The following is a 20,813-nucleotide window of genomic DNA, read 5'->3' on the forward strand; positions in this document are numbered from 1 at the left end:
CTTCCCGCCGTGCGTGGGAACGCAGGTTCTGATGTCTGAGACGATCAAGCTCGAATCTGCAACGAATTTCGCCGTCACCGCCGCATGGGTCGCGGGTGCCGTAGCACTTGCCTATGGCACCGGCCTCGGGTTGAACTGGCTGGTGCAACGCGTGGGTGGACGCAGCGCGGTGTTGCGCGACGCCGCGCAACTGACACGCAGGCCGGTGCGCGCGACGCTGATGGTGATCGCCGCCACGGTCGCCGTGCAACGGACCTCCGATGAGCAGGCGAGTTGGCGCGGCTGGCTGGATCACTCGCTGGTGATCGCTCTGATCGCCACGATCACGTGGTTGATCGCGGCGCTCGTCATGGTGGCCGAACGACAGGCGTTGACGCGATTCGCCGGCGGGGACACCGGGCTCACCGATGCAGACCTGCACCGACGCAAGGTCCGCACACAGGTCACCCTGGTCCGCCGCCTGGTGGTCGCCGTGGTGGCCGTGCTGGGTGTCGCGGCGGCGCTGATGACGTTCCCGTCGTTCAGCGATATCGGCAAGACGGTGTTCGCGTCGGCCGGCGTGTTGTCGGTGGTCGCGGGCCTGGCCGCACAGACGTCGTTGGGAGCGGTGTTCGCCGGTATCCAGATCGCGTTCTCCGACGCGATCCGCGTGGGCGACGTGGTGGTCCTGGAGGACGAGTGGGGCCGCATCGAGGAGATCACGCTCACCTACGTCGTCGTCCATCTGTGGGATGAGCGCCGCCTTGTGTTGCCGTGCACGTATTTCACCACCACGCCGTTCCAGAACTGGACGCGCAACGCGACCGAACTGTTGGGCACCGTCGAACTCGACGCCGACTTCACGGTGCCGCTCGATGCCATGCGCGCCGAACTGGACCGGTTGTTGCGCGCTGACCCGCTGTGGGATCAGCGCGTCGGAGTGCTCCAGGTGACCGATGCCGTCGGCGGGCAGGTGCGGGTACGGGTACTCGTCAGCGCGCCGAACGCCGGGGCGTTGTGGGATCTGCAGTGCAACGTGCGCGAGGGTCTGGTCGAGTGGTTGCAGCGCACCAATCCCGGTGCGCTGCCGCGACAGCGCATCGAACACGAAAGCGCCCGTGACACACGGATCTCGGACACGGCCGCCGGCGGGTACGCCCAGGCCGACTCCGGTCTGTTCACCGGCAACCCGGAGGCGGAGCGACGGGGGCGGTCGTTCGACCATGCCGACGGCGATGACGCAAAGAAGACCGAGCCGGTGCCTGTCGCCGCTGGTCAGACGCAGTGTTGACAACGCCGGCGAGATCATGGGCCGCCCTGCCACGGGCAGGCACGCCCGCGTCATGATCACGATCCCCGATCGCCACGCCGACGGCAAGATCGCCGAGAGCTGGGCCATCTGGGACACACTCGGGATGTTGCAGCAGCTCGGGCTGGTCCCGTCGTCGTCAGGCGCCCAGCAGCCGGCCTGATCGCTCAGGGCGTCGGGGGCAGTCCGCAGCGGTTGCGAAAATCGGCCGCGGGTTGGCGGATGCGCTGAAGATCATCGCGCACAGCTGGATTCGCGTCCAGGTATCCGCGCACATTCTCCGCGATCTGATCTTTGGGTTGCCCCTTGAGGCTGGTGAAGAAGTCGTTCACATCGGGATGCTCGGTGAGATAGTTCGACGTGTCGAACGTGACACCGGACATCACCCGCGCCATTTCCGCTGCCGTGCACGGCGGCGGGACGGGGGGCGGCTGCGCAACGGCAGCCCCTGTGAATCCGAACAGCATGAGGCCGGCAAATCCGACTGCTCCCGTTGCCGTGCAGGCGATGTGGCGAATCTTCGAAGGCATGATGACTCCTTGGCTGAAGGGTGATGTTCGGTGAGTACTGGTCAACGGACCGGTCAACGGGGGCCTATGCCTCCTCCCCCTCCTGGCCGGTTCGGCCGGTTCGGACGGTCAGGACGACCTGGGTCCCAACCGATGTCGAGATCCACGTCGGTGCCGCAGTACCAGTCGTATTCGCATGGATACGGCACCACAGGAGTCGCCGCCCGTGGCACGCCGTCGGTTCCGCGCACCTCGCCCTGTGCGCAGACGGTGGCGTACCCGGACGACGTGCAGTCGGCGCGCGCGGGAGGCGGGTCGACGACGACGGTGCCGAACGGCGCCAACGCCAAGGCAAAGCCTGTGATCAGGTAGCGCTGTGTTGATCGCACGGCCCCACCACCTCCTCGGATCGGTGGGATCCCATGACCCCTATGTGGCGGAGTGTAAGCACGCGGATCAGCGCAGGATCACGTTATTGACGTTTTCGAATATTCTGTGGTTACGCGTCGCGGTGCCGTGCGCCCGGCAACAGGGGCCCGGGTTCGCCACCGGCGGGTCGCCCGGACCCGTGGGCAACACTCGGCGCATTTGCCCCCACGGCGCGCCCAGCAAACGAAATGGTACCGGAGTACCATTTGATCTTGATGCTTACATAAGTTTGCTGATGCTGCGTTTTCGAGCGCAAATGCCAGCAATTTCATTGCGAGGACTTTTGGCCGAACTTGTCCCACGCGACGTGCTCAGAACCGTCGTCGACCTGCGCATTGACGCCGGGGGCATTTTCGGTTGCAAATTTGAGATTCAGCCGAAATCGGGTTGCTACAGTGTGCGCGAACTATTTCCCGATTCACACACAAAGGCGGAGCGCTTCATGACAAAGCCAACCCCTCACCGTCTCCAGAAGGCAAAGGCTGCGGCGGTCACCACTGCCGTCGTCGCAACCACCGCCGCGCTCACCGCCGGTGTCGGTTCGGCAGCCCCGGAGGCACTGTTGGCACACAAGCGCACCATGGAGGCCGAGGTGGCGTTGACCGCCTCGGTTCCCGGCCTCCCGAACATCCCGGGGTTGGAGGATCTCGACCTCTCCGGTATCCCCAAGCTCGGTGGCGCCTACGCGGTCGGCCCGGTGTTCTGGGCCGCCGAACTGCTCGGCATCATGCCGATCGATGTCATCAAGGCCGCTGCCGGCCTGCTCGGTGGCAGCGAGGTGGCGGGTCTCGTCACCGAACTGCTCGACCTGCTCGAATTCCTCTCCCCCGTGGACCTCGGCGTCAAAGGCCCCTGGCCCAGCGATGTCTACAACGCCGTCAACAATCTCGATCCCCTGGTGAGTGGTCTGGTCGACATGATCGGGGAACCGATCCAGGCCATCCCGATCGTCGGCCCCATCGTGTGGGAGGCGATCGATGGCATCGTCGAAAAAATCGTCGACACGGCACCGGTGCTGAACCAGCGGCGTGCGTCCATCTTCTCCGAAAGTCTCGGTGGACTGACCACGTCGCTCGGCTACCGCGACATGATCAAGGCCGTGCAGTCCAACGCCGCGGACTGGAAGGAAGGCGTCACCGGCCAGTGGCTGATCTTCTTCAACAACCCCAGCCGCCCCGGTGGTGGATTGTTCGCTCTCGCAACGCCTATCACCAACCTCTTCGGGCTGAATCTGTCGACCCCACCTGCGGGCAGTTACACGAACGGGGCCGCGAACGGTGGTGACATCACCAAGGTTCTCAACACCTCGATCCTCGACATCTCCTGGGCGTACAACATCCTCTCGGACGCGCCCACCACGCTGAACCCACTGGCGTGGGCCAACGCCGCTGTCGGCGCGGTGTTCCTGACGTACCTGCTCCCCAGCACCAAGCCCCAGAACAACATCCTCAGCCATGTCATCCCCGAACTGGCGCTCAGCACGATCGACGGGCTCAAGACGATCCTCGACGTCACCGGTGGCCAGAGCCTGGAGATGGTGCCCGGGTGGTCCGAGATCGTGAAAGTCGTCGAGAAACTCGACTTGCTGGGCATCGGCGTGGACGAGGTTCTCAAGGAGATCGCCAACGTCACCAAGTTCCCGGGTACGGGCAGCTACATCACCTACGATTCCGGCAACCTTCCGCTGCTTGAGCCGTTCCGGATCATCCCGCGACTGGTGAGTCTCATTCCGGGCGTTCACATTCCGACGCCCTTGACCGACAGTGTCGAAGAGGCGCTGCGGATGATGATCAACATGGCGTACCAGGACGTCGATCCGTTGACGCTGCAGCGCCAGTACAACATGGCCGGCGATCAGGCGTACTTCTACAAGAACCCGCTCACCCCGACGCAGCGCCTCGCGGCGCAGAAGCTGATTTTCAACACGCTGCTGGACGGCATCGTGGCCAACGCCCTGACACCGTCCAAGTGGACTCCGACGATCCCGGGCCTGAACCTCGCCCCGATCTTCGAGAACGACATCACGTACGCGATCGCCGCCGCGTTGACGCAGATCGTGGAAGGCATTCGTGCCGCCGTCAACCCGCTATTCGGGGCGGTCGAAACGGGGCTCAAGCCGGTCACCGATGCGCTCGACGACATCGAAGGCCAGATCACCGACGCCCTCGACAACGTGTTCGAGGTGAAGGAACCCGAGCCCACCACGAGCATCCTGGCCCGCGCCACCGAATCGGAGGACGCAAACAGCCTCGCTCCGCTCGAAGGAGCCCAGCTGCGAACGCTTTTCGTCGCCAAGGAAGACATCACTCCGGTCCCCGAGGTCACGGAAGTCGAGGGCGAAGAAGTCGAGGGCGAAGAAGTCGAGGGCGAAGAAACGGTCGTCGAGACGGTCGAAGAAACCAAGGACGCCAAGGACGCCGACGTTTCACCGGCACCCGAGGCCGAGGTCGTGACTCCCAAGGAGCCCACAACCACGCCCGCCGAGAAGAGCCAGACCGAGACGACGGCATCGGAGCAGACGAAGGAAGCCGCCACCGAGACGACCGCCGACGCGCAGGACGCACCCGCCAAACCGAAGAAGCCGGTGCTCAAGCGGATCACCGAGTCGTTCAGGGCCACCCCCGGCAAGCACGCCGCCGATGCCAACGACCCGGAGAAGAAGACGGTGCAGGAGACCGTCGAGAAGGTGGCCGGGGAGACCACCGACGCGACCGACACTCTGACCAAGGCTGCCGAGGACATCAAGGCCAAGTCCAAGACCCGGGCGTCCAGGACGAGCAAGAACAACAACGACGAGTCGACGACCTCCACCGCCGCGAGCAGCGAATCTGCTTCCGACGACAAGGCCGCTGCCTAGTCACACCACACACCCACCATCGGGCGCCGGTGTCCGTCTCACCCGAGACGGACACCGGCGTCTTTTGCGTCGCCACGCTCCCGGCGGGGTGAGCTGCCACTTCAACGTTCGCCTTAGATGCAATGACCGGGCGACGGCAACGAGATCCGTGTTTCACCGCGCAACCAAGTACGGCCGGTGACAAGCAGCACCCCACCTTCAAGATCGTTTACATAGGTCAGCTAAATCCGCTGACCAGAGACAACCTGAAGCAAAGTCGACATGCGTCAAGACCGGCTGGCTACGAGGACTCAGCTGCGGATTCAGTTGCAATCGCGCATGGATTTACGACGCCGAAAGTGAATGACAGCAACTTTCGCTGGACCTTCGATCTTGTTGCTACAGTGTCTCCGCCTATAACCAAGATCACACACCTAAGGCGGAGCGCTTCATGACACGGCCAACCCCTCCTCGTCTCCAGAAGGCCAAGGCTGCCGCGGTCACCACCGCCGTCGTCGCCACCACCGCCGCGCTCACGGCCGGCGTCGGGTCGGCAGCCCCGGAGGCGTTGTTGGCGCAGAAGCGCACTGTCGAGGCCGAGGTGGCGCTGGCGGCGTTGCCCAACATCCCTGCCGTCCCCGACATCGTCGGGATCTACGGCGTCGGCCCGATTTTCTGGGCCGCCGACCTTCTGGGGCTTACCCCGACAGGGGTGATCCAAGCGGCCGCTGGATTGCTTGGTGGTAGCGAAGTCGCAGGTGCGGTGACAGATCTGCTGGATCTGCTCGAGCTTCTTTCACCGATCGAGGCTGGGATCAAGGGCCCACTGCCTGGCGACGTGTACGACGCAGTCAATGGACTCGATTACTCGACCAACGGCGTAATCGACATGCTCGGGGATCCGATCAGATCGATTCCGCTAGTGGGCAATACGGTCTGGAATGCGATCGACGGCCTGGTCGAGAAGATCATCAAGGCCGCACCCATCCTGAATCAACGCCGTGCTGTGGTCTTTTCTGAGAGCCTCGGCGGGGTGACTACCTCTTTGGCGTACCGCGACATGATCAACGCGGTGCGGTCCAACGCCGCAGACTGGGAAGAGGGGGTCACCGGTCAATGGCTGATCTTCTTCAACAACCCGAGCCGACCCGGTGGTGGATTATTCGCTCTCGCAACACCCTTCACCAATCAGTTCGGTCTTAGTTTGTCAACGCCGCCAGCGGGTAGCTACACCAACGAAGACGAAAACAACGGCAAGATCACCAAAGTCCTCAACACGTCGATCTTGGACGTCACGTGGGCTTACAACATCCTGTCCGATGCACCAACAACGGCGAATCCGTTAGCGTGGGCGAATGCCGCGACCGGCGCAGTTTTCCTGACGTACCTGTTGCCGAACGAAGGCAACAACATCCTCAACCACGTGGCACCCCTCCTCCTCGTAGGGGTGCTCGACGGCGCGAAAGTGATGATCGACCCGACGGGTGGCCAGGGACTCGATATGGTCCCGGGCTGGACGGAACTCGTCACCGCGATCAGCAAATTGCCGCTGCTCGGCCGAAAGTTGGCGGACGTACTGGATGACGTCTCCGGCGCCACCAAGTTCCCCGGCACCGGCACCTACATCACCTATGACTCAGGCAATCTCCCGCTGCTTGAGCCGTTCCGGGTGATGCCGCATCTGCTCAATCTCATTCCGGGGACGAACATCCCGACACCGTTGACCGACAGCATCGAAGATGCCCTTCGAATGATGGTCAACATGGGGTACCAGGATGTGGATCCCGACACGCTTGAGCGTGGCTTCGACATGGCCGATCAGCAGGCCTACTTCTACGACAACCCGTTGACCCCCACGCAGCAGCTTGCCGCGCAGCAGAAGATCTTCAATGCGCTCGTCGACGGCATCCAAGAGCACGCACTGAATCCGGCGGCTTGGACTCCCTCAATTTCCGTCCCGGGTATCGATTTCCAGCCGATCGTCCAGAATGCGGCCTCGGTTGCGCTCATGGCTGCGCTCCGAGATGCCTTGGAGGGCTTCCAGGATGCCGCCAATCCTGCCTTCACCGCGGTCCGAACCGGCCTCGCTCCGGTCACCAAGGTGCTCGATGACATCGATGAGCAGGTCACCAAGGCCCTCGATTCTCGGTTCAAGGTGACCGAACCGAAGCCGACCGAAGGCAGCCCGCTCAACCTGAACCAGCGCTCCGCCCCGTCGATCACCAACTTCTCGTCCGATGACGCCGAACTCCGCACCATCACGGTTACCAAGGAAGACATCGAGCCTGTCGCCGAGAAGGCCGAAGAGCCCGTCGGTGAACAGGATTCGCAGAAGGACTCCGAGAAGAAGGACGCCAAGAAGCAGCCTCGGGGGCTCAAAAAGGTCACCGAGTCGTTCAAGGCCACACCGGGCAAGCATGCCCTGGACGCGAACAACCCGGTGAAGAAGTCGGTGCAGGAGACCGTCGAGAAGGTCAACGCCGGTGTCACCGACGCCGTGAAGAACCTGGAGAAGGCGGCCAAGGACGCGAAAGCCAAGGCGAAGGCCAAGGCCTCAGCGTCGAAGGACTCGGACAAGAAGTCCGGCGGCGCCGATAGCGAAGCCTCCGACGACAAAGCCGCGGCCTGATAGGCACGTTCCACGTGCGGCCGGCGACAGAAGGAGCCGGCCCCGCGGACACATCGATAGGTCGCATCACGGTCGTGTCTCGCGCGAAGGAGCCGCCCGCTGGTGCGCGATAAGCTCCCTTCACCAGGAGGGGGTTCCATGAACTTGACGGGAAAGGCACCAGGGCTACTCGACGACTACGGCGATTACACCGTCAGTTGAGACCTGCCCCGCATGAGAGGCCAGCGGCCCATCCACACAGGAAGCGCATACGTATTGCGATCGTCGTTGGCACTGTTCTCACCATTCTTGTCGCAGTAGGCATTTGGTCACAGCGCGGCCATCGCCTGAGCACAACCATGCCGCAATGGGAACCGGCGTCCGGCGCCTTTCTGTCCTCACCCATGCACGAGACGCCTGTCACTGGGTGGCGGAGCACCTCGCCACGATGGGGGCTCACAGACCCGACAGCTCACCTAGCATCGATTGACATCCGGAGGGGCACCCGGCCGTTCGTCGGCGCCATCGATAAGAACGCCTACTTCATCGCGACAACTTCTGCTGCGCCTGAGCCTGTTTGGTGGCTGATCGCCGTGGACACCCTGACCGGCGACAGCTTGTTCCCTGCCGTCAGCCTGGGTTCAGGAGTTCGGTCACCGAAATGCTTCCTCAATGGAGGTGAGCAGGTGCTGTGCCTCCGGGAGCATGATGATTCCTCAGTCACTGCCTCGGTGGTGGATTCTCGAACCGGCGCCGTGACGTTCGAAGGTGCCACCGATCTCCGCACTGGCATGGGCAGACTCGAAGTCCACCAAGTCGGCATGTACGCCGTGGCCAGAACACAGGACCAAGGCGTGTACGGCATCGGACCGAGGGCCGAGACGACATGGTTTGTGCCCGGTGACGGATCGATCCAGGTGAACGATCTCACGCAGTTCGGACTTCCACCGCAAGAGATAACCACACAGGGACATCGCAATCCTCGTCTATGGAGCACGACTGTGTTCTCGGTCAAGGACGGCAAGGTGCTCCACGACGGATCGACGGAGAGCGACCGGCTCGAGAAAACCCTGGTGTATCCCGGCGGTTTCGCCGCTCACGTCGACAGGAATGACGACGACCTGGGCGTGCAGTTCTTCGACAGCACGGGTAATAGGGTCGGCGATTCCGTTCGAGACGGTTCATTGCCGGACGGCACGCCGGGGCTGCCCATCGTCACCTCGGACGGGGAGTACTCCGTTTTCTCGGTCGACGGTCGTCGGCTGTTCAACATTCCGCGAGGCGCGCTGTACATCGTGGACTCCACGCTTTACGTCAATGCATCCGGAAGCCAGGCGTTTCCGGAGTGGCAGCAGTACGACCTCCCCTCAGGCAAGACAGGGCCCGTTTGCGACTTCGCGATGCAGAACTTCATCGGGTTCAACTACACAACGATGCTGTTCGCGCCAAACATGCCCAACTCGCAGGTGCTGCTCAGCGCCTACGACAAGAACACCTGCGAACGCCTGTGGAAGATGCCCTCCTCCGGCGCAGACGAGAGAGTGTGGCGCGTCGGCGACACACTGATCCGCTCGTCAGGAGACGGTACGGAACTGACGTCGCTGGCAGCTCCTGGGGAGGCGCCCCCGCGGTAGGCCCGCTCCCGACCACCTGACAGCCTCCGCACGCGTCGGTAGCGTGTCGCCTATGCCTCGCAGCGTGCTCGTCACCGGAGCGACCGGCACTCTGGGCCACCATGTGGTTCCGGAGGCGACGCAAGCGGGTCACGCGGTCAGAGCGCTCAGCCGGCGCCCACGCGTCGGCTACACCGGGGTCCACTGGCAGCAGGGCGACCTGTCAGATGCGGGGACGTTGGACGCCGCCCTCGACGGGATCGACACGGTGGTGCACTGCGCCACCCAGCCGACCGGCGACAAAGACATCGTTGCTGCGCGGAACCTCACCAACGCCGTCCGGCGCAACAACGTCGGGCATCTCATCTATGTCTCGATCGTCGGCATCGACAAGATCCCGTTGCCCTACTACCGCACCAAGTTGCGAGTGGAACAACTGCTGGCCGACTCGGGCGTCCCGCACACCATTCAGCGCGCCACACAGTTCCACGAGCTAATAAAAAAGATATTCGACATACAACGCTTCTCGCCGGTTTTGGTGGCGCTGCGGGACGTGCGGTTCCAGCCGATCGACACGCGCGACGTCGCGTCACGCCTCGTCGAGTTAATCGATCAAGAGCCTGGCGGACGGGTCACCGACATGGGTGGACCGGAGGTCGTCGAACACCCGGATTTGGCACAGATGTATCTCGCAGCACACAGCAGCAGGCGTCGCGTGGTCAGATTCACGCCGCCCGGCCGCATCGCTGCGGGTTACAGGTCTGGAGCGCATCTGACCCCGGATAACGCGGTCGGAACGGTAACTTTCCAGCAATACCTGGCTTCAGGTACATAAACTTTGGCCGCCTACCGGATTCGCTCTCAGATCGAAAAGGCACACTTTTACATAGGCTCTTGCATGTATGGCGGATAGTCGTAGGCTCAACACTGATGAGCACCTCAGCGCCGCAAAACGGGTCGATGCGCGCTGCCGACACCGATCGCATTCAGGTGGCGCAGCAGCTCACTGATGCCGCCGCGTCGGGCCGCCTCCCGATGGACGAGTACGAGGACCGCCTGGCAAAGGCCTACACCGCCGAGACCCGTAACGAACTAGCCCGCCTCAGCTCCGACCTGGCCGGGGCCGCCACCTACCTCAACGCCGGCTGCCGGCCCGCGCCGTCGACCACGCTGCTGGGTCTGATGAGCGGCTTCGAGCGCCGTGGCCGCTGGAACGTGCCGAAGAAGTTGACAACGTTTGCTCTTTTCGGCGGCGGAGTGATCGATCTGCGGTACGCCGATTTCACGTCGGCCGACGTCGACATCCGCTGTTACTCGATCTTCGGTGGGCAGACCATCCTGGTGCCGCCCGAGGTCAACGTCGACTGTCATGGCATCGGCATCATGGGCAACTTCGACCGCCACGTTCACGGTGAAGGTGTGCCCGGCGCACCGCGTGTCCACATCCGCGGTTTCTCGGTCGGCGGCACCGTCAGCGTCAAGCGCAAGCATCGCCGCAAGCCTCACGAGAACTGAGACCCTCAAACCGAGCCCACCGAATGGCTCCTGCCACACCCAGATTGGTTATCGGTGAGCACTTCTCGACTCACTGCCAACCAGGTTGGTGCCCTCGCCGACGATACCGCAGCAGGCCGACGATGATCAGCGTGATCAGCCCGAGGCCGGCCGCGAGGATACCGGCGATGATCGCGACGAAGGCACCACCGAATGTGCCCATGCTCACTTCCCCGCCGACACCGAACCTGTCGGATTCCATGCCGGTACAAGTGACTTCGTGTGAACCAGGGCGGTCGGTGGTGAAGGTGAACACAGCCTGCCACTGATTGACGGTGACGTCCGGACCGACGGGCGTGATCTCGGGGGTGGCTTCGGTGTCGACGCTTGTGACGACGCAGTCGATGTCGTGTGGCTCCAGGCCGTCCTCCCCGGCGAAGATGTAGATCATCCGGTGTTCGCCAGGTTGAAGATCGACGGTGGTGGCGCCGTTGTTCTCAAAGGTGTCGTTCGCGCCGGGCGATGCTTGCAACACCTTGGCCATCGAATAGCCGCCGAAACTGATGGCGACGAGCCCTGCCACGATCAGCGCGGCTCCGATCACGAACCAGGCCTTACGAGGTGGTTGTTTTCCCGTCGCCGGCGGGCCGGCACCATACTGCGGCTGCCCCCACTGCTGTGGCGCCGGAGGCGGGTATTGGGTCTGGTCCCACGGCTGCCGTTGGTCCCACGTCGGTGGCGGCTCGGTCGACATCCTCGGCTCCTCTCATCGGCCGATCTGGACCTGACCATGGATGATCCCTGCGGTCACCTAGGAACATAACTCTGCCAATGCCGTCGCTGAGCCACTTTTCAGCAACGGGATTGGGATGTCTTTGACAACGCGAAAACACAACGGCCCCCTCCTTTTTGGAGGGGGCCGTTGTGATGCGGAGGTATTACTTACTCGTCTCCGCCACCTTCGCCGCCTTCGCCGGCGTTGTCGGTGGTGGAGCTGGTAGCGGGCTTTGACGTCTTACCCTTGTTGAAGATCTTGCCAAGGGTGTTGATGCCCTTCTTGACGTCCTGCTCCAGCTTCTCCCAACCGTTGGCGGATGACGACTTGCGGCCGCCGGGCGACAGGATCACGCCCGGCGTGAACTTGTTGCCGTCCTTGGTGACCGCTTCTGGCTTGGTGTTCGACTTGGCCGCGCTGCCGCCGGTCTCGTCCTCGCCACCCTCAGGATCAGTCACGCCACCCGTGGTGTCACCGGTATGTCCAACCGACTCGGTAATGTCGCCCGAGCTATCCAGGCCGACCTCGCCACCCTTGACGACCTCGACCTTTTCCAGCGTCGTGCTGTTCTCCAACTTTCCGGAATCCGGCTTTGCACTGTCGATGTCGATGAGGGTGCCGGTACCGGTACTCGTAGAGGACGGGTCGGTATCGAGAGTCTGGGACAGCGCTGAGGCGCTCTTGCCGAAAACCGTCAGGCCACCGAGGAGTCCCCCAACGAGCCCGCCGGTGTCACCCGTAGTGTCCTGCTTCGTGCTGGATTTCAGGAAGCTCTGGTTCTCCTGTTCCTGGTCCCCTTCGTCTTCCTGGTCCTCGTCGTCTTCCACGACACCGCCCGGCGTCGGAGTCACGGTTCCCTGGATGATCGCATCGACGACATAGTTGATGGCACCGACGAAGCCTGCGTTGCCGCCGTACTCCGCCAAGAAGGCAGTGGTGATGCCCGCGACGAACGTATCGGGGAACGCCGTGTTCACGCCCCCGACGACGAGCGCCTGAATTGTCCCTACCGGGTCGAAGATCAGAGCCAGAACTTCCTCTGGGACACCGGCATCGCCGAGGATGTACTGGGCGGTGCCGATGAACCCCGTCTCGAAGAAGTAGTTGTCGACCAGGACGTTGGGTCCGAGGGCCTCATCGATCAGCAGGTACGGGACGCCGACGAATCCCGCCGGGCATACCGCGTCGTCATCTTCCGCGCAGTTGTTCGGGTTTTCCGGATCTCCGGTGACCTTGCCGCCAAAGCCCTGGAAGAAAGCATCGGAGATCTGCTGCAGCGAGGCCAGCAGCTTGAGCTGCTCAACCGTCATCGTCTGAGTTCCGGGCGCCGGCGCGACCGACGCGATCTTCACCTCTTCGTTCGGGACGAACAAAGCCGGTGTGGCGGCAACTAGCGCACCCGCGCTGATCAGTGCTGCGCCAGTAGTGACGAGCGGACGAACTGCCATCTGTTCTATGCCCCCTAGCTAAGGTCGGGTGACCAGTTTCTGAGAGATATTCAGCGGTACTTGCGTACTACTGAGAAGTTCCTGAGAACTTTAAGCTGCGGTTTGCCCCATCGCAAGCGAAACTCCTGACGAGAATTAGCCGAAGGCGCATCCGTCAGCGCTTCCATCACAGGAGCTTCTGCCATGCATCCAGTGATAACCGCCCACTAACGAAAGGTGAGTGGGCAGCCACTTTGTTACGACGTCGCCCGGGCGCGACAAGCCAGGCTGTCGAAACCCGCACGTGAGATCAGGTGTCAGCTGTTTGCCTACAGACAGTTGGAGGGCCATCGATCACCATTGACCTGGAAACTCATCTGCTCACCGCACCTCAGAGCAGTTGCCATCGACCCGAACACGTACCCGCGTGCCATTGCCCCGTCGCCGCGACACCTGGGACAAACCACCCAGGCAGAAACACACCGCACAACCCGACAGGCCGCCCCGGAACCGGCGCGTCGCGCCGATCACGTTGCAATCACCCTGCCGTTCACTGAATGGTCACCACATTGAGTCGGCCGACGATTCAGTGCAATTGCTGATCCCGCGACACCCGAGCGGTGCAAACGGCATATACGCGGCTCACCCTGAGAGCAGGCTGAGAGATTCTCAGTTTTCGCCGGACTCTACGTCCGGACCGATTCAGCGGACGTGGCGGGCCGCTTCGGCGTCATCCGGCCTGGCAGCTCGCGGGGCCCAGCAACCACGTTCCTCACCAGGTTCTGTCCAGGACAGTCCTGAGCTCAAGAACCGCGGAGGCGATTCGACCTGACCGATACCCGCGCCGGTGCTATGCCGGAGCCAAGTCTGTGCTGTACAACGACTTTCCGGTGGCGTCGCGCAGGTTGACCGTCAGCACCCGGGTGTCAGAGTCGATGTGCACCTCACCGAAGTGCTGGAATCCCTCGGCCGGCGAGGTGTTCTCCACCTCGGGCGCGTGGACGAACTCGTAGCGAGGCCCGAACGTGCCGTCGAGTGGGCTTTGCGGGAACGCTCCGGCGTTCAGCGGCCCGGAGACGAATTCCCAGAACGGCGTGAAGTCGCCGAACGCAGCCCGATCCGGGTGATACGAGATCGCCGCGGTGTAGTGGACGTCGGCGGTGAGGTAGACGATGTTCCGCACATCCTTGGTCGCGGACAGGATCCGGGAGAACGCGATCTCCCGTCCCAGCGGACGCCCGTTGTCACCCTGCGCGACGGCCTCCATCGACGCGGGCCCCTGCTCGGGGTTGGTCGCTTTGTCCGGGACCACGATGCTGATCGGCAGATCGTTGGCGACGATCTTCCACGCGGCCGTCGAGTTCTTCAGACCGTTGATGAGCCACTGCGTCTGCTCGCGCCCCAGGATCCCGTCGTCATCCGACGTGGCCCACGCCTGCGGGTTCGGGTTCTTGTAGGTGCGCATGTCGAGCACGAACACGTCGAGCAGCGGCCCGTAGGACACCTTGCGGTACAGGCGGCCGTCGACCGCTTCGGACGGGTCCACAGGCTGCCATTCGCGCCACGCCTGGTACGCGTAGCCGGCGAGTTTGTCGACGTCGGTTTCCGTGTAACCCGCACGCCCCTGGCCCACCAGCGACTCGTGCGGGAACCAGTTGTTGATCACCTCGTGGTCGTCCCACTGGATCAACTGCGGCACAGTGGCATTGAAGCGCCGGTAGTGCTGGTCGGTGAGGTTGTAGGCGTAGTTCCCGCGATAGTCGGCAAGTGTCTGCGCCACATGATCCTTGGCCGGGTCGGTGAGGTTGACGTACATACCGCCGTCGTTTCGTTTCTGCGTCTCCGGCACGGGACCGTCGGCATAGATCGCGTCACCGGAGTGAATGAAGAAGTCCGGGTTGCGGTCGGCCATCGCACCGAAGATTGACATCCCGCCCTGCTTGTTGATGCCCCAGCCTTGTCCGACGACGTCACCGCCCCACACAAATGTGATGTCCTGTGCTTGTGTGGGAACGGTTTTGAACACGCCGGTCACCGGTTCCGAGGTGGCGCCGTCCTCGCCTTCCAGGGTGACGCGGTAGTGCACGGTCTGCCCCGGCTCCAGGCCTGTGATGCGCACGCGCCCGGTGCCGTCGGACTCCGGGGTCAGTTGCGGGCCCTCGATGCGATTCGGATTCGAGAATGATTCGGTGGCAGCGGTTTCGACGATCATTCGTGCAGGCTCATCCGCACGTGCCCACACCAGCGCACCGTCGGGGCGGGGATCTCCGGTGGCGACGCCGTGGGTCAGCCGCGGCCGGTTGGCGATCAGACCGGTGCTCGACGGCGCGCTGCTCGGCGTGCCGCACGCCGCGGCGGGCACCAGCAGCGCCCCGGCCAGGGACGCGCGCAGCAGGGTACGACGAGAGATGATCAGACGGTCGGTGTCAGGCATGCGCGTCAGCCTGCGGCGTCCGTGCGTCCCAATGCCCAACGTGCGGTGAGGGACAGGCATCGATTGGGTTAACTCGCGTTCGTTTGTGCCGAGGTCGACGAGAATGTCGCTCGCCGCGACGTCCAGCGGCATTTGCGTCAGTTTCGGCACGAATCTGCGCAAGGATCAACAGATGACCTGCGAGCATGCTCCATTGACCACCCGAAGACTGCCATTCGGCGTCGCGGTTCTCGGCGGTCCGACCACGGTCGTCGACATCGGCGGGCATCGGCTGATCTGCGATCCCACGTTCGACCCACCGACCGACTACGGCTATCTGCAGAAGCTCGCCGGGCCTGCCGCCGATGAGTCCGCCGTCGGTGACGTCGACGTCGCACTGGTGAGCCATGACCTGCATCCGGACAATCTCGACGTCGCGGGCCGCGCATTCGCGCTGAGCGCACCGGTCCTGCTGACCACGGCCACCGCCGCCACACGTCTCGGCGCACCGTCAGTGCCGTTGGCGCCGTGGACAACTTGGGAGTCGCCCGACGGACTCGCGATCACCGCAGTGCCTGCGCGGCACGGCCCCGCCGACGGAGAACTCAACGAGGAGGGCTTCGTCAACTGCGAGGTCATCGGATTCGTCGTCACCGCCCCGGACAGCCCGACGGTCTATCTCAGCGGCGACAACGCTTCTGTCGAGATCGTCCGCGAGATCCGCGAGCGCATCGGCGGGATCGACTGCGCGGTGTTGTTCGCCGGATCCGCTTCGGTACCCGCCAAGTTCGACGGGCGTCCGCTGAGCCTCACCGCCGAACGCGCCGCCGCGGCCGCAGAGGTCCTGGGCTCACCGCACGTGGTCGTGGCGCACCAAGACGGCTGGGCCCATTTCCGGCAGGGCGCTGCCGACACTGCCGCGGCGTTCCACGCTGCCGGCATCGGTGACAGGCTGTGCAGCGCCCCGCTGGGCCACATGTGTGCGATCTAGCCTCGAAATCGACGTAAACGTCGCTCGCCCGTGGCGTAGCGACAGTTACGTCACTTTCGTGGACGCCACCCCCGGGCCAACAGCGCGGTGCGGGCCTCAGCGACGACTTCGGTGGGCCAATCCTCCTTGATGACGTGGATGACGTGCCAGCCGAGCCGCTGCAAAACCCGACTCACCTGCACGTCGAGCACATACTGCCCGCGGCTGGTGAGGTGCTGCTCGCCGTCGTACTCGGCGCCGACGCGGAACTCTTCCCACACCATGTCGAGCCTGCGGACATAGCGTCCGCTCTCATCGAGCACCACGTATTGCGTTGTGGGGTAGGGCAACCCGGCATCGACGAAGAGCAGCCGCAGCCACGTCTCCCGGGGTGACTCGGCACCGCCGTCCACAAGCGGAAGCGCTGTCCGCAGTCGTTGTAATCCGCGTGCGCCGCGGTAACGCTTGGCCAGCAGTGCAACATCCTCGGTGGAGAACGGCCTGGCGTTCATCAACGCGTCCAAACGCGGAACTGCCTGGTCTCGGGGAAGGTGGCGGGCGAGGTCGAAGGCCGCCCGAGCCGGTGTCGCGACGCGAATGCCGGCAATCTGAGTGATTTCGTCGTCGTGCAGCCTCTCCCTGCGGACGGTCAGCCCGGCCTGTCGTCGGACCGGCGCCACGATCTCGACGGTGACATCCGGCCCACCCACTTCGCCCCGTGCATCGCCGAGGCCGCGATACCGGTGATCACCGCACTGGGACACGCGAGCGACGCCCCGATGATGCGGTCGCGCAGCGAGACCGCGTGCCCATTTGGGACGTAGACCCCGCGGTAGAGCACGTGATAGCGATGCCGCAGCTGCGACGGCGTGAGCCACCCGGCCACTATCGCGTCACTGCCGACGAACGGAATGTCCACGTATATAGGACGCAGCGCAGCCCGGATCGGCTCCCTGCGACGTCGAGAGCGACGAAATTGTCGCTACGAGCACCCGCGAACGACATTTGCGTCACTCTCGGCGCCAAGCGAAGCACGCAGACTCAGCGCCGACGCGACCTCAGGTAGTCCCCCACCACGGCCGCGCCCAGACCGTCGAGGTCGGGCACCACCACACGGCCCTGCACGCGGCGGGCCACCTGGTCGATGAACCGCGCCAACCCCGGATCGCTGCCGAGCCGGAAGATCGTCACCTGTGCGCCGAGGCGGGCGACCTCGTCGAACCCGCGCACGGTGTGGGCGATGGTCCGCGGATGCGGCGGATAGTCGAAGAACACCTGTGCGCCTTCGTCTTCGGAGATCCGGAAGTTCTCCAGGTGTGCCGTCGGTTCGCCGTCGGTGACCACCAGCACCACGGGCTGCGCGTTCGGGTGGCGACGCAGATGCCGTGACGCCAGGGCCAGGGCGTGGTGCAAGTTGGTGCCCTGCTCGTAGACGCCTTCCAGCGCGGTCAGTTCGGCCGCGCTGACGGTGCGGGCGTAGCGGCCGAACGCGATGATCTGCAACGCATCCGATCGGAACCTGGTGGACACCAGATGGTTGAGCGCCAGCGCGGTGCGCTTCATCGGCAGCCAACGGTTCTCCATCACCATCGAGAACGACGTGTCGACCAGCAGCGCCACACACGCCTGCGTGCGGGTCTCGGTCTCGGAGATCTCGACGTCGTCGACCGCGAACCGGATGGGCCGTTCCACCAGGCCGGTACCGGCCTGCCGCAGAACGGCATTGGTCACGGTGCGGGTGACGTTCCACGGCTCGGTGTCGCCGAACTGCCACGGCCGGGTCGCACCCGTCAGCTCGCCGGCCGCCCCGGCGCGGCGCGTGTCGCGCTCACCGTGGCGCCCGGAAAGCTGTTGCGCCACATCACGCAACGCGGTCTGCCCGAGTTGTCGCATGGCCTTGGGCGACAGCCGCCACTGCCCGTCGGAACCACGGTCCAAGAAACCCTGGTTCACCAGGGCACGCTCCAGTTCGGCGAGCGTGCGGGCATCGACGGCGGCCTCGTCACCGAGTTGGCGCGCGAGGGCCTCCAGGTCGACGTCGTCCATGGTCGCGCCCGCGTAGCTCTGCGACAACGCGTCGGCCAGTTGCTCCAGCTCGGCGATGTCGGCGAGCGCCTGCGCGCCCTCCCCCATGCCCAGCGGATCGTCGCCGGAGAACCGTTGCGCCCCGTTCCAGTCCTCACCGGGCCGCGCGGACTGAAGGTGCGCGTCGAGGCGGTTCAGCGCGTTCATGAGCGACGGCGATCCGAATGCCTGCTGCGCCAGCGCATCCAGCTCGGCACGCTGGTCCGGCGAGAGGCTGTTGCGGAACCGCTGAGCCGCCGCGGCACGCTTGGCCAGCGAATCGAGCAGCTCGTCGATGTTCTGCGGGTTCTCCGGAAAGAACTCGCCGTGCTTGTCCATGAAGTCCTGGAAATCCTGCTGCGTATCCTGCCCGGCGGCGTGCTTGTCCAGCAGATTGTTCAGGTCATCCAGCATGTCGTTGACGCGCTGGCGGTCCTCGTCGGTGGCGTTCTCCAGCGCCTGCTTCATGCCTGCGAAACGTTGGTCGAGCATCTCGCGGCCCATCAGGTCCTTGATCTGCTCGTACTTCTCGCGTGCCTCCTGCGAACGCCAGTCGTACTCGGCGAGCTCCTGCACGGCCTTGGCCGGCGACGGCGACAACGCATCGAGTTGCAGTTCCCCGAAACGCGCGTCGTCGTCGAGCGCACGCGCGAGTTCCTTGCGCTCGGCCAGCACGGCCTCGTCGAGCAGCTTCTTGATCTCCTGCAGCGTCCCGTCGAGGTTGTTGCGCTGCAACAGCTCCCGGCGGCGCCGGTTGGCCTCGGCCGCGAGCCGGTCGGCACCGCGCATGTTCTGCGTGCCGCGGCGCATCAACTCCGACAGCGCACGCCGCGGTGAGCTGCCCTCCATGACGTTCTGGCCGATCTGCTCGAGCGCCTCGCGCAGATCGATCGGGGGCGCCAGCGGATCGGGGCCACCGGTGTACCGCGAATACCGCGAGGTGTGCCCGTGCCCCCGACCCGAGGCGTTGTCAGCCATAGACGGTCTCGCCCTCCCCGGACACCTTGTCGATCCGTTTCGCCAGATACAGCGCCTCCAGCGCCAATTCGATCGCGGCGGCACGCTGGCCCACCGACACCGCGTTGAGGCGGTGCGCGATGGCGTCGATGGCGGGCAGGTCCGGCAGCGCCGCCACAACGTCTTTGGCGGAGACGCGCTCACCGGTGGTCACCGGGGAGCCTTCCTCGATCGCCGCGACGAGCGGGCCGACGTCGATACCGCCCAGCAGGCGCTGCGCGGTGTCGGCCGTGGCGCGGCGCAGCAGATGCTCCAGCACGGCCTGCTCCCGACCTTCTTCGCCGGTCTCGAATTCGAGTTTGCCGCGCAACACGTCGATCACGGTCCCGAGGTCGACCACACGGGCCACCGGATCGTCCTCACCGAGGATGGCCGCGCGGTGCCGCGCCGAGGCCGCGACGGTCTCGGCCGCGGCGATCGCGAACCGCGCCGACACACCCGAACGCTGGTCGATCGAGTTCGACTCACGGAGATTGCGCGCGAACCGGGCGAGCACGGCGAGCAGGTACTCGGGCACCTCGGCCGCGAGTTCGGCCTCCTGCCGGATGACGCCCACCTCGGCCTCGAGTTCCAGCGGGTAGTGCGTGCGGATCTCGGCGCCGAACCGGTCCTTGAGCGGGGTGATGATGCGCCCGCGGTTGGTGTAGTCCTCCGGGTTGGCGCTGGCGACGACGAGCACGTCGAGCGGCAGCCGCAGCGTGTAGCCGCGCACCTGGATGTCGCGCTCCTCCATCACGTTGAGCATCGCCACCTGGATGCGCTCGGCGAGGTCGGGAAGTTCGTTGACCGCCACGATGCCGCGGTGCGCCCGCGGGATGAGCCCGTAGGCGATGGTCTCGGGGTCACCCAGGCTGCGCCCTTCGGCGACCTTGATCGGGTCGATGTCGCCCACCAGGTCGGCGACGCTGGTGTCGGGCGTCGCGAGTTTCTCGGTGTAGCGCTCGCTGCGATGACGCCACTCGACGGGCAGGTCGTCACCGGAGTCGGCCGCACGGCGGATCGACTCCGGCGTGATGGGGCTGTAGGGATGCTCGCCCAGTTCGGAACCCGCGATCACGGGTGTCCACTCGTCGAGCAGCCCGGTCAGCGCCCGCAGCAGCCTGGTCTTGCCCTGACCGCGCTCGCCCAGCAACACCACGTCGTGCCCGGCGATCAGGGCCCGTTCGAGCTGCGGGATCACGGTGTCCTCGAAGCCGAGAATCCCAGGCCAAACATCGCGGCGCTCGGCCAGCGCGGCCAGCAGGTTTTCCCGGATTTCGGCTTTCACACCCCGTTCGCGGTGCCCGGAAGCTCGCAGTTCACCGACCGTGCGGGGCAGATCCTTCGGTTGACTCACCACTCCAAGCTACGACTATGTGGGCAGTAAGGCA

15 protein-coding genes and 1 pseudogene are annotated in these 20,813 nt (G+C 64.6%); 8 read left to right on the top strand and 8 right to left on the bottom strand.

The genetic code is table 11. From position 1 onward, the window contains the following. Positions 1-31 precede the first annotated feature (31 nt). Together AT701_RS26850 and AT701_RS26855 are read left to right on the top strand one after the other, a co-directional pair. A complete protein-coding gene (locus tag AT701_RS26850; RefSeq protein WP_058126943.1) occupies positions 32-1,270 on the top strand; it encodes a mechanosensitive ion channel family protein in 1,239 nt (412 codons plus the stop codon). A gap of 16 nt (positions 1,271-1,286) precedes the next feature. Further along, positions 1,287-1,451 (top strand): ester cyclase, encoded by a 165-nt coding sequence (locus AT701_RS26855; RefSeq protein WP_081319593.1) that lies wholly within the window; start codon positions 1,287-1,289, stop codon positions 1,449-1,451. Positions 1,452-1,455: 4 nt separating this feature from the next. Here AT701_RS26855 and AT701_RS26860 read toward each other — a convergent pair whose 3' ends face one another. Both AT701_RS26860 and AT701_RS26865 read right to left on the bottom strand, forming a co-directional pair. Beyond that, the gene (locus AT701_RS26860) at positions 1,456-1,818 is read right to left on the bottom strand and encodes a heme-binding protein (RefSeq protein ID WP_011730575.1); all 363 of its coding nucleotides are present in this window, start codon (positions 1,816-1,818) and stop codon (positions 1,456-1,458) included. Positions 1,819-1,871: 53 nt separating this feature from the next. Next, positions 1,872-2,186 (bottom strand): hypothetical protein, encoded by a 315-nt coding sequence (locus AT701_RS26865; RefSeq protein WP_003896896.1) that lies wholly within the window; start codon positions 2,184-2,186, stop codon positions 1,872-1,874. Positions 2,187-2,668: 482 nt separating this feature from the next. Between AT701_RS26865 and AT701_RS26875 the strand changes: the two genes are divergently transcribed. From AT701_RS26875 to AT701_RS26895, 5 genes are all read left to right on the top strand, one after another. After that, complete coding sequence (locus AT701_RS26875; protein WP_235630841.1) at positions 2,669-5,083, top strand: PE-PPE domain-containing protein; 2,415 nt, start codon at positions 2,669-2,671, stop codon at positions 5,081-5,083. 430 nt (positions 5,084-5,513) lie between these two features. Next, complete coding sequence (locus tag AT701_RS26880) at positions 5,514-7,691, top strand: alpha/beta hydrolase family protein (RefSeq protein ID WP_058126946.1); 2,178 nt, start codon at positions 5,514-5,516, stop codon at positions 7,689-7,691. A gap of 383 nt (positions 7,692-8,074) precedes the next feature. Next, a complete protein-coding gene (locus AT701_RS26885) occupies positions 8,075-9,304 on the top strand; it encodes a 9-bladed beta-propeller domain-containing protein (protein WP_494400766.1) in 1,230 nt (409 codons plus the stop codon). Positions 9,305-9,356: 52 nt separating this feature from the next. Beyond that, a complete protein-coding gene (locus AT701_RS26890) occupies positions 9,357-10,118 on the top strand; it encodes an SDR family oxidoreductase (protein ID WP_058126948.1) in 762 nt (253 codons plus the stop codon). A gap of 95 nt (positions 10,119-10,213) precedes the next feature. Beyond that, positions 10,214-10,798 carry a DUF1707 SHOCT-like domain-containing protein gene (locus AT701_RS26895; RefSeq protein ID WP_003896902.1) on the top strand — a complete coding sequence of 195 codons (585 nt, stop codon included), beginning with the start codon at positions 10,214-10,216 and terminating at the stop codon, positions 10,796-10,798. A gap of 70 nt (positions 10,799-10,868) precedes the next feature. Here AT701_RS26895 and AT701_RS26900 read toward each other — a convergent pair whose 3' ends face one another. From AT701_RS26900 to AT701_RS26910, 3 genes are all read right to left on the bottom strand, one after another. Continuing rightward, entirely contained in the window at positions 10,869-11,531 is a 663-nt protein-coding gene (locus AT701_RS26900; RefSeq protein WP_223495792.1) for a hypothetical protein, read from the bottom strand. A 188-nt stretch (positions 11,532-11,719) separates the two neighbouring features. Further along, complete coding sequence (locus AT701_RS26905; protein WP_081319594.1) at positions 11,720-13,000, bottom strand: hypothetical protein; 1,281 nt, start codon at positions 12,998-13,000, stop codon at positions 11,720-11,722. Positions 13,001-13,829: 829 nt separating this feature from the next. Further along, positions 13,830-15,413 carry an alkaline phosphatase D family protein gene (locus AT701_RS26910; protein ID WP_011730582.1) on the bottom strand — a complete coding sequence of 528 codons (1,584 nt, stop codon included), beginning with the start codon at positions 15,411-15,413 and terminating at the stop codon, positions 13,830-13,832. A 193-nt stretch (positions 15,414-15,606) separates the two neighbouring features. Here AT701_RS26910 and AT701_RS26915 point away from each other — a divergent pair, with 193 nt between their 5' ends. Further along, positions 15,607-16,383 carry an MBL fold metallo-hydrolase gene (locus AT701_RS26915; RefSeq protein WP_029104409.1) on the top strand — a complete coding sequence of 259 codons (777 nt, stop codon included), beginning with the start codon at positions 15,607-15,609 and terminating at the stop codon, positions 16,381-16,383. A 50-nt stretch (positions 16,384-16,433) separates the two neighbouring features. Here AT701_RS26915 and AT701_RS26920 read toward each other — a convergent pair. From AT701_RS26920 to AT701_RS26935, 3 genes and pseudogenes are all read right to left on the bottom strand, one after another. Then, positions 16,434-17,281, bottom strand: a pseudogene (locus AT701_RS26920) (type IV toxin-antitoxin system AbiEi family antitoxin). Positions 17,282-17,403: 122 nt separating this feature from the next. Beyond that, complete coding sequence (locus tag AT701_RS26930) at positions 17,404-19,404, bottom strand: vWA domain-containing protein (protein ID WP_011730584.1); 2,001 nt, start codon at positions 19,402-19,404, stop codon at positions 17,404-17,406. Further along, positions 19,397-20,779 (bottom strand): sigma 54-interacting transcriptional regulator, encoded by a 1,383-nt coding sequence (locus AT701_RS26935; protein ID WP_014878358.1) that lies wholly within the window; start codon positions 20,777-20,779, stop codon positions 19,397-19,399. Before AT701_RS26935 ends, AT701_RS26930 begins: the two co-directional genes overlap by 8 nt. Positions 20,780-20,813: the final 34 nt, after the last annotated feature.

The sequence above is a fragment of the Mycolicibacterium smegmatis genome, from assembly GCF_001457595.1.
GTDB lineage: Bacteria > Actinomycetota > Actinomycetes > Mycobacteriales > Mycobacteriaceae > Mycobacterium > Mycobacterium smegmatis.